Annotated in this window: 14 protein-coding genes; 6 read left to right on the top strand and 8 right to left on the bottom strand. The window is 70.9% G+C overall.

The genetic code is table 11. The annotated features are described in order from the left end of the window. Positions 1-105: 105 nt before the first annotated feature. The 5 genes from RS86_RS17150 to ispD all read right to left on the bottom strand — a co-directional run bounded on the left by RS86_RS17150 (position 106) and on the right by ispD (position 5,814). Entirely contained in the window at positions 106-747 is a 642-nt protein-coding gene (locus tag RS86_RS17150) for an NAD(P)-dependent oxidoreductase (protein WP_045273469.1), read from the bottom strand. Between the two features lie 236 nt (positions 748-983). Next, positions 984-2,009, bottom strand: coding sequence for a 23S rRNA (guanosine(2251)-2'-O)-methyltransferase RlmB (gene rlmB / locus RS86_RS17145; protein ID WP_045273468.1), 1,026 nt, complete (start codon positions 2,007-2,009; stop codon positions 984-986). Further along, positions 2,002-3,432, bottom strand: a complete 1,431-nt coding sequence (gene cysS, locus RS86_RS17140; RefSeq protein WP_045273467.1) for a cysteine--tRNA ligase — start codon at positions 3,430-3,432, stop codon at positions 2,002-2,004. The genes rlmB and cysS overlap by 8 nt, the downstream gene beginning before the upstream one ends. Positions 3,433-3,529: 97 nt before the next feature. Further along, positions 3,530-4,507 (bottom strand): zinc-binding dehydrogenase, encoded by a 978-nt coding sequence (locus RS86_RS17135; RefSeq protein ID WP_045273466.1) that lies wholly within the window; start codon positions 4,505-4,507, stop codon positions 3,530-3,532. Positions 4,508-4,620: 113 nt separating this feature from the next. Continuing rightward, entirely contained in the window at positions 4,621-5,814 is a 1,194-nt protein-coding gene (gene ispD, locus RS86_RS17130; RefSeq protein WP_045273465.1) for a 2-C-methyl-D-erythritol 4-phosphate cytidylyltransferase, read from the bottom strand. A gap of 99 nt (positions 5,815-5,913) precedes the next feature. On the opposite strand from ispD, the gene RS86_RS17125 reads away from it, so the two are divergent. From RS86_RS17125 to RS86_RS17110, 4 genes are all read left to right on the top strand, one after another. Further along, on the top strand, positions 5,914-6,255 hold the full coding sequence (locus tag RS86_RS17125; protein WP_045273464.1) for a PadR family transcriptional regulator: 342 nt from the start codon (positions 5,914-5,916) through the stop codon (positions 6,253-6,255). Between the two features lie 4 nt (positions 6,256-6,259). Next, on the top strand, positions 6,260-7,153 hold the full coding sequence (locus RS86_RS17120) for a permease prefix domain 1-containing protein (protein WP_045273463.1): 894 nt from the start codon (positions 6,260-6,262) through the stop codon (positions 7,151-7,153). 95 nt (positions 7,154-7,248) lie between these two features. Then, complete coding sequence (locus RS86_RS17115) at positions 7,249-8,277, top strand: ABC transporter ATP-binding protein (RefSeq protein WP_045273639.1); 1,029 nt, start codon at positions 7,249-7,251, stop codon at positions 8,275-8,277. Next, positions 8,274-9,092 (top strand): ABC transporter permease, encoded by an 819-nt coding sequence (locus tag RS86_RS17110; protein ID WP_052680348.1) that lies wholly within the window; start codon positions 8,274-8,276, stop codon positions 9,090-9,092. Before RS86_RS17115 ends, RS86_RS17110 begins: the two co-directional genes overlap by 4 nt. Positions 9,093-9,163: 71 nt before the next feature. On the opposite strand, the gene RS86_RS17105 is transcribed toward RS86_RS17110, so the two are convergent. Next, positions 9,164-9,646, bottom strand: a complete 483-nt coding sequence (locus RS86_RS17105) for a CarD family transcriptional regulator (RefSeq protein WP_045273462.1) — start codon at positions 9,644-9,646, stop codon at positions 9,164-9,166. A gap of 168 nt (positions 9,647-9,814) precedes the next feature. Here RS86_RS17105 and RS86_RS17100 point away from each other — a divergent pair, with 168 nt between their 5' ends. Next, positions 9,815-10,360, top strand: coding sequence for a hypothetical protein (locus tag RS86_RS17100; protein ID WP_045273461.1), 546 nt, complete (start codon positions 9,815-9,817; stop codon positions 10,358-10,360). 90 nt (positions 10,361-10,450) lie between these two features. Here the strand turns inward: RS86_RS17100 and RS86_RS17095 are convergent, their stop codons facing one another. Further along, positions 10,451-11,134 carry a response regulator transcription factor gene (locus RS86_RS17095; RefSeq protein ID WP_045273460.1) on the bottom strand — a complete coding sequence of 228 codons (684 nt, stop codon included), beginning with the start codon at positions 11,132-11,134 and terminating at the stop codon, positions 10,451-10,453. Then, positions 11,131-12,399 carry a sensor histidine kinase gene (locus tag RS86_RS17090; protein WP_045273459.1) on the bottom strand — a complete coding sequence of 423 codons (1,269 nt, stop codon included), beginning with the start codon at positions 12,397-12,399 and terminating at the stop codon, positions 11,131-11,133. Before RS86_RS17090 ends, RS86_RS17095 begins: the two co-directional genes overlap by 4 nt. Before the next feature lie 229 nt (positions 12,400-12,628). Here RS86_RS17090 and phoU point away from each other — a divergent pair, with 229 nt between their 5' ends. Continuing rightward, entirely contained in the window at positions 12,629-13,339 is a 711-nt protein-coding gene (phoU, locus tag RS86_RS17085) for a phosphate signaling complex protein PhoU (RefSeq protein ID WP_045273458.1), read from the top strand. The last annotated feature ends 7 nt before the right edge of the window (positions 13,340-13,346 follow it).

The following is a 13,346-nucleotide window of genomic DNA, read 5'->3' as shown; positions in this document are numbered from 1 at the left end:
CCTATCGACCGCGAGACTCCATCTGGGCGACGAGACTGCGCTGCTGGAGCGCATTCTCGTCGCGGAGATGGAGTCTCGCGGTCAGATCGGTGGTGTCGGGCGGGGTCAGTAACCGACGGTGAAGCGCTCGCGGCTGTGCTTGCCGTTCTCGATCTCGTCGACGACGGCGATCGCGAAGTCGGCGCCGGAGATGGTCGAGTTGCCGTCGGCGTCGCGCACGACCACGTCGCCGCCGTCGCGGTAGGAGCCGGTGCGCTCGCCCTCGGCCCAGGGTCCGAAGACCTCGGCGGGGTGCACGAAGAACCAGTCCAGCGAGGCGTCGGCGTTCTGCAGCAGCGCGAGGGAGTCGACGCCGACCTGCGCCTCGTGCTTGTACTCGTCGGGGAAGTCGAGATCGATCAGGCGCGGGCCGCCGGGCGCCGAAAGGCTGCCGCCGGCGCCGCCGACGACGCTCACGCGCGTGGCCGTGCCGCTGAGCTTGTCGACCAGCGCGGACAGGGCGGGGAGGACGGCCTGCTCCATGTCGCCGCGCGGGGACAGCGCGGACACCACGACGTCGGCGTTCTCGAACACGTCGCCGAGGGTGTCGAGGTCGGTCACCGAGCCCTGCACGTTCGTGACGCCGTCGACGGGAGCGGACGGCTCGGAGCGCGAGATCGAGACGACCTCGTGTCCGCGCGACGCGGCTTCCTGGACGATGTGACGACCGGCGTAGCCGGTTCCTCCGATGACGACGATGCGAGCCATGCGCGTTCCTTCCGTTCCCGTCCCGGTTGTTTCTGCACCGGGTACGGGAGATGCAAGGATCCGCGACCGCGCGCTATTCCGCGTCGGACGGATCCTGCACGGATGTGCACGGGCGGTCAACGCGATGCGCTGTCGGTCATGCGCCCCGCGGCACGCGCCCTGGGCCGCGCCGGCCCGCCCGCGCACGCGCCCCGCACGGCACGGCACGCCCACGGCGCCGTGCGGTCTCGCGGAGGTCAGCCCTTCGCGGCGCGGACGGTCGAGACCTGGTACAGCGCGACCGAGGCGGCGATGCCGGCGTTGAGCGACTCGGTGGCCGCCGAGATCGGGATCGAGACGATCTGGTCGCAGGTCTCCGTGACGAGGCGCGAGAGGCCCTTGCCCTCGGATCCGACCACGATGACGACGGGTCGATCCGCGAGCTCGATCGCCGGCAGCGAGACGTCGCCGCCGCCGTCGAGGCCCAGCACGAACACGCCCTGCTTCTTGAACTCCTTGAGCATGGACGTGAGGTTCGCGGCGAGCGCGACGGGGATGCGGGCCGCGGCTCCGGCGCTGGTCTTCCACGCGGCGGAGTTCACGCTCGCCGAGCGGCGCTGCGGCAGGATCACGCCGTGCCCGCCGAACGCAGCCGTCGAGCGGATGATCGCGCCGAGGTTGCGGGGGTCGGTGATCCCGTCCAGCGCCACGAACAGCGGGGTCTGGCCGCGGTCGATGATCTCCTCGAGCAGGTCCTGCGGGTGCGCGTACTCGTACGGCGGCACCTTGAGCGCGACGCCCTGGTGCACGCCGTCGAAGCCGGCCATGCGGTCCAGCTCCTGACGGGTGACCTCGAGCACGGGGATCTCGCGGTGCCGGGCGATCGCGAGCATCTCCTTGACGCGGTCGTCCATCTCCACGCGCTGCGCTATGTACATCGTGGTCGCGGGGATCTTGGTGCGCAGCGCCTCGAGCACCGAGTTGCGCCCGGTGACCGTCTCGGTGTCGTTCGAGGCCGAGGACGAGGACACGCGACGGTTCGGGTTGGATCCACCCTGCGGCTTCTGACCCGCGCCCGATCGTGCGCCGGGGCGACCCTTGCCGCCCGCGGCGGCGAAGCGCTCCTGCGCCGCCTTGCGCTTGCCGGCGACGTGCCAGGCGCGGTCTTCGGCCTTCGGCGTGTTGCCGCGGCCCTCGAGAGCCTTGCGGCCGTTGCCGCCGCTGCCCTTGGTGGCGCCCTTCTTCTTGCTGTTGCCCGCTCCGGGCCTGCTCGGCTTAGCCATCGATACTCCAATGAGTTCCGTCTGGAGTGTCCTCCAGGGTGATGCCCGCCGCACCGATCGCATCGCGGATGCGGTCGGCGGCGGGCCAGTCCTTGTCCGCACGGGCCTGCGCGCGCTGGGCGATCATCGCCTGCACGAGCGCGTCCAGCGCGGTGGTGGTCTTCGTGTCGGATCCGGACGCCCGCCACTCGGGCGAGAACGGATCGATCCCGAGCGCGCCGGTCATCGCCCGCACGGCGCTCAGCGATGCACGAACCCCGTCGGCATCGCCGCGGTCCAGCGCAGCGTTGCCCGCGCGCACGGTCTCGTGCAGCACGGCGAGCGCCTGCGGCACGCCGAGATCATCGTCCATCGCGGACGCGAACGAGGCAGGAAGCGATCCCGTCGCCACCCCGCCGTGCCCGCCGTGCCCGCCGTGCCCGCCGACGATCCGCTGCGCCCGCTCCAGGAAGGTGCGGATCCGGCCCAGCGCCGCCTCGGCCTCGCTCCACGACGAGTCGGAGAGATCGAGGCTCGAGCGGTAGTGCGCCGCGGCCAGCGCGTAGCGCACGACGAGCGGATCGTGCTGCCCGAGCACATCGGCCGCGAGGGTGAAGTTGCCGAGCGACTTCGACATCTTCTGCCCGTCGACGGTCACGAGGCCGTTGTGCACCCAGTACCGGGCGAACGCGTCGCCCGCCGCGGTCGACTGCGCCAGCTCGTTCTCGTGGTGCGGGAAGCGCAGGTCGAGACCGCCGCCGTGGATGTCGAACTCGGCGCCGAGGTAGCGCCGCGCCATGGCGGAGCACTCGATGTGCCAGCCGGGACGCCCGGCGCCCCAAGGGGACGCCCAGGTCGCATCGGCCGGCTCGCCGGGCTTCGTTCCCTTCCAGAGGGCGAAGTCCTGCGGGTTGCGCTTGCCACGAGGATCCGCGTCCTCCGCGGCCTCCATCGCGTCGACGGACTGATGCGTGAGCTCGCCGTACCCGGCCCAGCTGCGCACGTCGAAGTAGACGTCGCCCGATCCGTCGGCGGCCGGGTAGGCGTGACCGCGCTCGATGAGGCGCTGGATGAGCTCCTGCATCTGCGGGATCGAGGCCGTCGCCCTCGGCTCGTACGTGGGCGGCTGGATCCCGACGGCGGCGTACGCCGCCGAGAACTCCTGCTCCATCCGGTAGGCCAGGCCCCACCACGGTTCGGCGTCGGTCGCGTTCGCGAGCACCTTGTCGTCGATGTCGGTGACGTTGCGGACGAACGTGACGCGTCCGTAGCGCAGCTGCAGCCAGCGCCGCAGCAGGTCGAAGCTCAGCGCCGCGCGCACGTGCCCGATGTGCGGGCCGGACTGCACCGTGGGTCCGCACACGTAGATCGTCACGTTCGAGGGATCGAGCGGAACGAAGTCGCGCAGTTCCTGCGCGCGCGTGTCATGGAGGCGGATCGTCACCGCACAAGCCTACCGGGGCGCCCCTGCGAGACCGCGGCGGGTTTCCGAGGCGATCGCGCGAGAGGCTCGCGCGATCGCCCCTGGGGTCCGTCCGCGATCAGGGACGCAGCAGGATCTTGCCTTCGCGCCCGGCGCGGAGGTTGTCCTCCGAGGCCTCGGCGACCCGGTCGAACGGGAGCACGGCGGAGACCGGGAGGGTGAGCACGCCCTCGCGGATGCGCTGCAGCAGCTCTCCGAAGAGCGCGCCGCGCTGGTCCGCGGGCATCGCTGCGGCGACCTTGGAGCCCCAGAAGCCGCGCACGGTCAGCTGCTTGAAGATCACGTCGCCCGAGGAGATCCGCATGGTCGGCGACGCCATCGCGCCGAACACGACGAGCAGACCGCCCTCGCCCAGCATCGCGGCGACCTGACCGCTCGCGTCGCCGCCGACGGAGTCGATGCCGGCGCGGATCGCCGCGCCGGCGGTGAGTGCGCGCACCTGGTCCTGCCAGTCCTCCGCGTCTGTCGCGACGACGTTCTGCACGCCCTGCGCCTCGAGCTCCGCGATCCCCTCCGCGCGGCGGACCAGGCTGACCACGTGCACGCCGCGGGCGGCGCCGAGCTGTGCGACCATGCGCCCGACGGCGCCGTTGGCCGCGTTCTGGATCATCCAGTCGCCTGCCGCGAGGCCCAGCGAGTCCAGCACGCTGATCGCGCTGAACGGCATGGATCCGAGCTGCGCGGCCTGCTCGTCCGGGATGTCGTCCGGCACCGGGATCAGCCCTGCGGCGGGGGCCAGCACGAACTCCGCCCAGGCGCCGAAGGCGCCGCCTACGGTGACCCTGCGACCGAGAAGCGCGGCGTCGACGCCCTCGCCGACCGCGTCGACGATCCCGACCGCCTCCGTGCCGGAACGGGCCGGCAGCTCGGGCTTGTAGCCGTAGAGGCCGCGCACGGTCAACAGGTCGTGGTTGTGCACGGTGGCCAGCAGCACCCGCAGTCGCACCTGCCCCGGCCCGGGCTCGGGTGTCGGCACGTCCTGCACGGACAGGACTTCGGCGGGATCCCCGAAGGAGGAGTGGACGAGTGCGCGCATGACGATGACCTCTCTGCGACGTCTGCTGAATGCGGCGGGTGGCCGCGGCATCCAGCGTAAGCACGTGCGCACCGGATCGGATCCGAATCCGGAGGATCCCTACGGTTATGGATTCAGCTCTGGGCGATCGGATGCACGAGAGCCACAGCCGTGACCGCGATGCCCTCGCCGCGCCCCGGGAAGCCGAGCCCGTCCGTCGTCGTGGCGGAGACCGCGACGGGCACCCCGCCGAGCGCCGCTGACAGGGCCTGCTCCGCCTCGGCGCGACGCGCGCTGAACCGCGGCCGATTGCCTTGGAACTGGACCGAGACGTTGCCGATCGCGAACCCGGCCTCGGCGAGGATCTCGGCGGTGCGGGCGAGGAACACATCGCCGTGCGCGCCCGCATATTCGGGGTGCGCCGTGCCGAAGTGCTGCCCGATGTCACCGAGCCCGGCCGCACCCAGCAGCGCATCCACGATCGCGTGGGCGACCGCATCGCCGTCCGAGTGCCCTTCGAGTGCGGGCTCGCCCGGCCAGTCCAGGCCGGCGAGGCGCAGGGTGCCCTCCGAGGCGAAGGCATGCACATCGGTGCCGATGCCGATCCGAGGGACCACGGGCCCCGAGACCGGGTGCTGTGCCGAGGACGAGAGGATCATGCGGGCGCGCTCCAGGTCGTGCGGGGTGGTGATCTTGAAGGCCTCCTCGGATCCGAGGACGTGACGCACCACTCCCCCGGCAGCCGCGAAGAGCGCCGCATCGTCGGTGTACTCGACGCCCTCGTCCGCGGCCCGCGCGTACGCGGCCACGAGCTCCGCCCGAGGGAAGCCCTGCGGCGTCTGCGCCGCGGCGAGCTCTGCACGGTCGACCGGGGCGACCACGTCCTCGCCGTGCACGCGCTTGAGCGTGTCGACGACCGGCAGCGCGGGGATCACGCCGACGCCGGGACGGACAGCCGTCGCCACCGCGCCGAACTGCGCGGGCGGGGTGAGCGCGCGGGCGGCGTCGTGCACGAGCACCGCGTCGATGCCGTCGGCGAGTAGAGAGAGCCCCGCAGCCACCGAGTGCTGCCGAGTGTCGCCGCCCGGGACGATCTGCACGGGCCCGTCGCCCGCCATCGCCGAGACCTCGGCCTCGCGCCCAGCAGGCACGACGAGGATCACCTGGGACGGCGCCGCGGCGAGGACGCCCTCGAGCGCGTGCTCCAGGATCGTGCGGGGGCCGAGCGGCACGAACGCCTTGGGCGCGCCCGCCGCGAGCCGGGTGCCGGAGCCGGCGGCCACGATGATCACGGCGACGCGTGCGAGCGGCGAAGGGAGGTCGTTCACGCTCTCACGTTAGCGCCGGATCCTCCGCTCCCCCGCGTCCGGATCTTCTCGCAAGAAAACCTTGCGTGAACGAGTACTTGATCTGATACAGTACTTGACATGAACGATGACGCCTTCTCCGCGGACCTTCTGCGCGGGCATACCGACACGATCGTGCTCGGCATGCTCCGCGGCGGCGACCGCTACGGCTTCGAGATCTACAAGACCATCCGGGACGCCACCGGAGGGGACCACGAGATCAAGGAGGCCACCCTGTACGCGACCTACCGCCGTCTGGAGAAGGACGGGCTGGTCGAGTCCTATTGGGGCGACGAGACGCAGGGCGGCCGTCGCAAGTACTACCGGATCACCGACGCGGGCCGCGCGGTGTACCGACGTAACGTCGCGGCCTGGGTCGCCACCCGCCGCGTGATCGACACGCTTCTGGACGCGAAGGACTGAGCACATGAACACCGACATCCACCGCCTCCTGGACGAGGCCTTCGCCGGGATCGAGATGACTCCGGCCGCACAGGACCTGAAGGAGGAGATCCGCGCGAACCTCGCCGCGCAGGTCGACGAGCGGATCGCCGCAGGCGCCTCGCCCGCCGAAGCCGCGCAGAGCGCGATCGCCGAGCTCGGCGACGTGCGCGCGCTGCTCGAGGACGAGCCTTCCGCCGGCGCATCCGATGCGCCGGGCTGGGAAGCGCTCACCGCCCGCAACAGGGTGCGGCCGAAGCCAGGGTTCGTGGTGCGCACCGTGCTGCTGAGCCTCATCGCGGCGGCCGCCCTCGTCGGGATCCTCCTCACGGTGCTGCTCGTGCAGCCTGCCGCGCCGCTCGCCGTCGCCGGGCTCGGTGCCGTCGTCGCGGTCGCGCTCGGCATCGTCACGGCGGACGCCCTGCTGCAGGAGACCACGACGAACCACCCGCTGCCGGCTTCCCGTGCGGTCGGCTTCGGCCTGGCCACCGGCGGCACCCTGCTCGCGCTGGGCCTCGGCGGCGGCTTCGCGCTGGCCCTCGACCAGCTCTGGCTCGTGATCCTCGCGGCCGTGCTCCTGGTCGGATCCATCGCGCTGTTCTCGTACCTCGGGGCGACGCAGACCAACCGGCACAAGGCCTGGACCCGCGGCGCCATGAGGCAGATGCCGCCGAACCGCTTCGAGACGGAGCCGGAGTCCGCCGCCCGCTTCGGGATCTACACGGCGGTGATCTGGTTCCTCACCCTCGCGGTGATCGTCGTGCTCGTCTTCACGGTCGGCTGGTGGTGGGCGCCCGTCGCCTTCATCGCAGGCCTCGCCGCCATGATGCTGCTCGTGGCAGGCATGCTCTTCGCACCGCGCAGCGGCGACCGCCGCTGACCGGTCCGGCGGATCCGGTCCCGTCACTGCGGTGAGACCGGATCCACCCTCCCCCACAACCCAGAGAAACCCTCAGAACGGAAGGGATGTTCGTCATGCCCGCACACCAGCGCATCGACGGCGACGCGATCGTCGCCGAAGACCTCGTCAAGGAGTACCGCGGCCGCGGTCGCCGCCCCGCCGTCCGCGCCCTGGACGGCCTGAGCTTCGCGGTTCCGGCCGGACGCGTCTTCGGACTGCTCGGCCCGAACGGCGCCGGCAAATCCACCACCACCAAGATCCTCACCACCCTGTCCCGGGCGACCGCCGGCCGCGCCCGCGTGGCCGGACACGACGTGACCGACGCCCCCGGCGACGTGCGCGCGGCGATCGGCTACGTCTCGCAGGGCACCGGAACGGATCCGAATCTCACGGCGACGGAGAACCTCGAGATCGCCGGACGCATGCGCGGCCTGGGCGGCTCCGACGCCAGGGCGCGCACCGCGCGACTGCTGACCGAGTTCGGACTCGACGACGCGACCCGCCGGCCCGTGCGCACGTTCTCGGGCGGGATGCGGCGGCGCCTCGACGTCGCTGCGGCCCTCGTGCACCGCCCGCAGGTGCTCTTCCTCGACGAGCCCACCACGGGCCTCGACCCCGAGGCCCGTGCGGTCATGTGGGCCGAGATCCGGCGCCTGTCCGGCGAGGAGGCCCTCACCGTGGTGCTCACCACGCACTACATGGAAGAGGCGGACCGGCTCGCCGACGAGCTGCTGCTGGTGAACCGCGGGCGCGCCGTCGCCCAGGGCACACCGGACGAGCTCAAGGCCGCGCTGCACGGCGACGCGGTCCGCGTGACGCTCATCGAACCGGATCCGGTCGCCGTCCGCGCCGCGGTCTCACGCGTCCCCGGGTTGCGCGACGTGCTCGTGGAAGCAGCCGGCGTCGACGGTCTGCTCGTCGCCCGCACGGACGACGCCGCCTCCGCGGTCGGCGCGGTCATCGCCGCCCTCGACGGCGCCGGGATCCGCTACGGCCAGGTCGCGGCATCCCACCCCACCCTCGACGACGTGTACCTGCACTTCGTCGGCCACACTTTCGGCGACGCTCCCGCGTCCGCCCTCACGGAAGAAGTCGCCGCATGAGCGCGATCACCCTCTCCCCCGCCTTCGTCGGCGCCCCTGTGCGGCCCGACTGGTTCACGCAGACAGGTCAGGTGCTGCGCCGCTGGTCGATCGTCTCGATCCGTCAGGCCTGGGGCCCCGTCATGAGCCTCATCCAGCCGGTCATCTGGATCCTGCTGTTCGGGCAGGTGTTCCGCACGCTGGGCGCCCTCCCGCAATTCGGCGGACACGGCTACATCGACTACCTGGTTCCGGGGATCCTGATGATGACGGTGCTGTACTCGGGCGCATGGGCCGGCACCGGCTACATCGACGACATCGACTCCGGAGTCATGGACCAGTACCTGACCTCGCCGCTGCGGCGCTCGTCGATCATCGCGGGCCAGCTCCTGCAGCAGCTCGTGATCAACGTCCTGCAGTCGCTCGTGGTCCTCGGCATCGGCTGGCTCGGCGGCGCCCGCTACCCCGGCGGCATCGGCGGTATGCTCGTCGCGCTGGGCGTCGCGACGCTGCTCGCGACGATCTTCTGCTGCGCCTCCACGGCGGTCGCGCTCATCTCGCGCAGTCAGATCGCACTCATCAGCCTGTCGCAGCTGATCGTGCTGCCTGCGACGTTCCTGTCGACGACGATGATGCCCGCGACGGCCATGCCGGAATGGGTGCAGAACGTGTCCCGGTGGAACCCGATGACCTGGGCGGTCGAACTCGGTCGCGGCGGCCTCACCGGCTCGTATCCGGCCCAGGGCTGGTGGCAGGCCGGCGGCCTCGTCGTGCTGGCCGTGCTCGCGTTCACCTGGGCGCTGAGCGCGATCCGCAGCTACCAGCGTTCGATCTGACGCCCGCCGGTCCTGCCGCAGGCGCGAAGAAGGGGTGGATGCCATCGCATCCACCCCTTCTCACGCAGAACTCAGGAGGCGAGGACCTCGTCGAGCAGCGCCCCGGCCTTCTCCTCGTCGGTCTTCTCCGCGAGCGCGAGCTCGGAGGTGAGGATCTGACGGGCCTTGGCAAGCATGCGCTTCTCACCCGCGGACAGCCCGCGGTCCTGGTCACGGCGCCACAGGTCGCGGACGACCTCGCTGACCTTGATCACATCGCCCGAGGCGAGTTTCTCGAGGTTCGCCTTGTAGCGGCGCGACCAGTTGGTCGGCTCCTCGGTGAACGGGGCGCGCAGCACCTCGAACACCCGGTCCAGCCCCTCTTGTCCGATCACATCGCGAACGCCGACCAGGTCGACGTTCTCCGCAGGCACCTCGATGATGAGGTCTCCCTGCGTGACGTTCAGCTTCAGGTACTTCTTGGTCTCCCCCTTGATCACACGGTCCTTGACCTCGATGATCGTCGCGGCGCCGTGGTGCGGATAGACCACGGTCTCACCAACCTCAAAAAGCATAAAGTCGTGTCCTTTCGGCAACCTCCAGGATACCACAGCGGGAATGCGCTAAGGTTCGCGCCCCCCGCACCGGCCGACCGTCCCGCGCGCGAGCGGGGCGAGCCGTGCGGCGCGAGCGCGTGCCCCTAGAATGGTGCTGGATCATCACGTGAATTTTCTGGAGGACCCGTGAAATCGCGCCTTGCTGCGTCCATCGCCCTCAGCGCCCTCGTCATCGTCGGCGCCACCGGGTGCGCCGGGATCACTCCGCAGGCGACCACCATCGACTACTCCGCCTCCGACGGCGCGAACGTGCCGAAGAGCGGTCCGATCGAGGTCCGCAACGCCTTCGTCGTCGTGGATGAGGCCGGCACGCTCGGCAACCTCGTCGCCGGCCTGGTCAACACCACCTCGGACGCCCAGACGATCCACATCTCGATCGGCGACGGCCCGAGCCAGAGCGTGCGCATCGCGGGCCAGAAGTCGGTCAGCCTCGGAGGCGACGACGCGAAGCCGATGACCTTCGAGAACCTCGAGACCAAGGCTGGGGAGACCATCGACGTCTACTTCCAGTCCGGCGACGCCGAGGGGATCAAGTACGCGATCCCCGTGCTCGACGGCACCCTCCCGTACTACTCGCAGCTGGTGCCGACCGCGCAGCCGAGCCCGACCACGAAGCCGGTCGCGCCGGCGGTCGAGCCGACCCCGACGGCCAGTGAGACCCCGGTCGGCTGAGCCCTTCCCGTTCTCCGCAGAGAGCCCCCGCATCCGTGAGGATCCGGGGGCTCTCTCGTGCGCGTCGGCGATCCGCCGCGAGCGGCGGATTCAGCCTTCGAAGCGGTATCCGAGCCCGCGCACGGTGACCAGCATCACCGGCTCGGACGGGTTCTGCTCGATGCGCGAGCGGATCCGCTTGATGTGCACGTCGAGCGTCTTGGTGTCGCCGAAGTAGTCGCTGCCCCATACCCGGTCGATCAGCTGGCCGCGGGTGAGCACCCTGCCGGAGTTGCGCATGAGCACCTCGAGCAGCTCGAACTCCTTGAGGGGCATGTTGATCACCTCGCCGTCGACGGCGACGGTGTGCCGATCGAGATCGACGGTGACGCGACCGCCCTCGAGGATCCGCTCATCGACATCCTCCTCGGCCTGCACGACCCGCCGCAGCACGGCGCGCATACGGGCGAGCAGCTCGCGCGACGAGTAGGGCTTGGTGATGTAGTCGTCGGCGCCGAGCTCGAGCCCCACGACGATGTCCACCTCGGAGTCCTTCGCGGTGAGCATGATGATCGGCACGGCGGATCCGGTGCGGATCTGCCGGCACACCTCGGTGCCGGGCATCCCCGGCAGCATCAGGTCGAGCAGGACGATGTCGGCCCCGCTCTCGCGGAACAGGGCGAGAGCGGTGGGACCGTCCTCGGCGATCTCGACCTCATAGCCCTCGCGGCGCAGCAGGTACGCGAGAGGGTCGGCGAGATCGGGTTCGTCTTCGACGAGGAGGATGCGGGTCATACGAGTTCTCCGGTATCGGTGCGGATCGGGTCCGTGGTCGTCGCGGGCGACGCGGCGAGGCGCGCTGCCTTGCGCGCCTGGCGCTTCTTCTTGCTCTTGTCCTTGGGCGGCTTCTTGCGCTTGACCCCGTCGTCATCGACATCGGGCGCCGCGATCTGCGGCAGGCGCATGGTGAAGGTGGATCCGCGGCCGGGGCGCGACCACAGCCGCACCTCGCCGCCATGTCGCTGCGTGGCGTGCTTCACGATCGACAGTCCGAGACCGGTGCCTCCGGTGCGCCGCGAGCGGGCTTCGTCGGCGCGGTAGAACCGCTCGAAGATGCGGTCGCGGTCGGCCTCGTCGATGCCGATCCCCTGGTCCGAGACCGAGATCTCGACCACGCCGTCGCCGACCCGCACGCCGACACCCACGCGCGATCCGCGCGGCGAGTAGACGATCGCGTTGGCGATGAGGTTGCCGACCGCCTCGATGAGGATCTGCACGTCGCCCTGCACCCACGCGCCGCGGTCGCCCCCTCGGGTGAGTTCGACGCCTGCGGAGGCCGCCTGCACCGCATGGCCCTCGACGCTCGTGGCGATGACCTCGTCGATCGCGACAGGGCCGAACGCGCCGAGTCCGTCGGAGGACTGCAGCCGGGAGAGGCTCATGATCCGCCCGGTGAGCTGTCCGAGTCGTCCCGCCTCGGCCTGGATCCTGGTGGCGAACGCGCGCACCTGAGCGGGATCCTCTGCGGCCGACTCGATCGCCTCGGCCAGCAGGCTCACCGCTCCGACCGGGGTCTTCAGCTCGTGACTCGTGTTGGCGACGAAGTCGGTGCGCATCTGCTCGAGACGCTCCTGCTCCGTGACATCGCGGATGATGAGCAGGCTCAGCCGGGGTCCGATGCGGCTCGCCCGCGCCGCGACCAGGCGCGGATCGAGGTTGCGTCCGCCGCGCGTCAGGCGCAGCGTGCTCGTCTGCGAGCCGCCCTCGCGCACGGAGCGCACGAGCTGGCGCAGCTCCGGATTCTCCAGCGTGGCCCCGACTCCGATGCCGAAGCGTGCGGCCGCCGTGCTCGCGGCCGTGACGAGACCCGAGGGGTCGACCGCGCAGGCCGCGTCGTCCATGGCCGCCAGCACGTCGGTGAGGCCGTCCGGAAGCTCGCTGGACGCCTGCTGCTCCGCGGCGGTCCGCGCCCGCATCGCGGCCACGATCATCGCGGCGATGCCTGCGCCGATCGCGACTCCCAGCCCGAGGGCGAGGAGGGCGAGCAGAGTGCTGTCCATGGGTCCAGCGTAGAGGTCGTTCACCCCCCGGATCCGCGAGTTCCCGCCTCTCGCACCCCCTGGCGCGCTAGTGTTCACGAGGACGGCACCAATCGTTAACCTTCGCCGAAGAGAATCGCCACGTGCGTGTCACGACCCGTGACGGGCACCGTCCCGTGCCCGCTCTGCGGGCCGCCGTGCGACTCAGACCATCCGGTGCCCCGGGTCACAGAACGAAAGGTGCGCAGCCATGCGCGAAGTCTTCCACCAGTCCCTCGAGGACCTGCAGTCGCAGCTCGTCGAGATCGCCGACCTCGTGGCCGTGTCGATCGAGAAGGCCACCCGCTCGTTCGCGACCAGCGATGTCGCCCTGGCCGAAGAGGTCATCGCCGACGACGCCCGGATCGACGAGCTCGCGGTCGCGCTCGACGAGCAGGCCATCGAGATCCTCGCCCGCCAACAGCCGGTCGCCCGCGATCTGCGCATCGTCGTCACCGCGCTGCGCGTGAGCGCCTCGCTCGAGCGCATGGGCGACATGTCGGAGCACATCGCGCAGCTCGCGCGGCTGCGCTTCCCCGAGCGCGCCATCCCGAAGGGCCTCAAGGGCACCTTCACCCGCATGGGCGAGCTGGACGTGGAGATCGCGCGCACCCTCGCCGCGCTGCTCCGCACACAGGACCTGCGCTACGCGGACACCATCCGCAACGCGGACGACGACGTGGACGAGCTGCACGCGAGCGTCTTCGAGAAGGTGCTCAGCGACAACTGGAAGGGCGAGGCCGGCGCGACGGTCGACGCCACCCTTGCCAGCCGGTACCACGAGCGCTTCGCCGACCACGCGGTCGCCGTCGCGAAGAAGGTCGTCTACCTGGCCACCGGCGACTGGGCCGTCGACGAGGAGGACATCGCCCTCGCCGTCGAGGCGCAGCACGAGGCGGAGTCCGGATCCGGCCACGCCTGATCCCCCG

Origin of the sequence: Microbacterium azadirachtae, assembly GCF_000956505.1 — a bacterium.
GTDB lineage: Bacteria > Actinomycetota > Actinomycetes > Actinomycetales > Microbacteriaceae > Microbacterium > Microbacterium azadirachtae_A.
This window is presented reverse-complemented; position numbering and strand designations above follow the sequence as displayed.

Bases quoted from the DNA above. Each gene is read 5' to 3' on its own strand.
- RS86_RS17105 (WP_045273462.1), bottom strand. From the start codon at position 9,646: ATGCTTTTTGAGGTTGGTGAGACCGTGGTCTATCCGCACCACGGCGCC.
- RS86_RS17115 (WP_045273639.1), top strand. From the start codon at position 7,249: ATGCCCGCACACCAGCGCATCGACGGCGACGCGATCGTCGCCGAAGAC.
- RS86_RS17110 (WP_052680348.1), top strand. From the start codon at position 8,274: ATGAGCGCGATCACCCTCTCCCCCGCCTTCGTCGGCGCCCCTGTGCGG.
- RS86_RS17090 (WP_045273459.1), bottom strand. From the start codon at position 12,399: ATGGACAGCACTCTGCTCGCCCTCCTCGCCCTCGGGCTGGGAGTCGCG.
- RS86_RS17150 (WP_045273469.1), bottom strand. From the start codon at position 747: ATGGCTCGCATCGTCGTCATCGGAGGAACCGGCTACGCCGGTCGTCAC.
- RS86_RS17095 (WP_045273460.1), bottom strand. From the start codon at position 11,134: ATGACCCGCATCCTCCTCGTCGAAGACGAACCCGATCTCGCCGACCCT.
- RS86_RS17120 (WP_045273463.1), top strand. From the start codon at position 6,260: ATGAACACCGACATCCACCGCCTCCTGGACGAGGCCTTCGCCGGGATC.
- phoU (WP_045273458.1), top strand. From the start codon at position 12,629: ATGCGCGAAGTCTTCCACCAGTCCCTCGAGGACCTGCAGTCGCAGCTC.
- RS86_RS17125 (WP_045273464.1), top strand. From the start codon at position 5,914: ATGAACGATGACGCCTTCTCCGCGGACCTTCTGCGCGGGCATACCGAC.
- rlmB (WP_045273468.1), bottom strand. From the start codon at position 2,009: ATGGCTAAGCCGAGCAGGCCCGGAGCGGGCAACAGCAAGAAGAAGGGC.
- RS86_RS17135 (WP_045273466.1), bottom strand. From the start codon at position 4,507: ATGCGCGCACTCGTCCACTCCTCCTTCGGGGATCCCGCCGAAGTCCTG.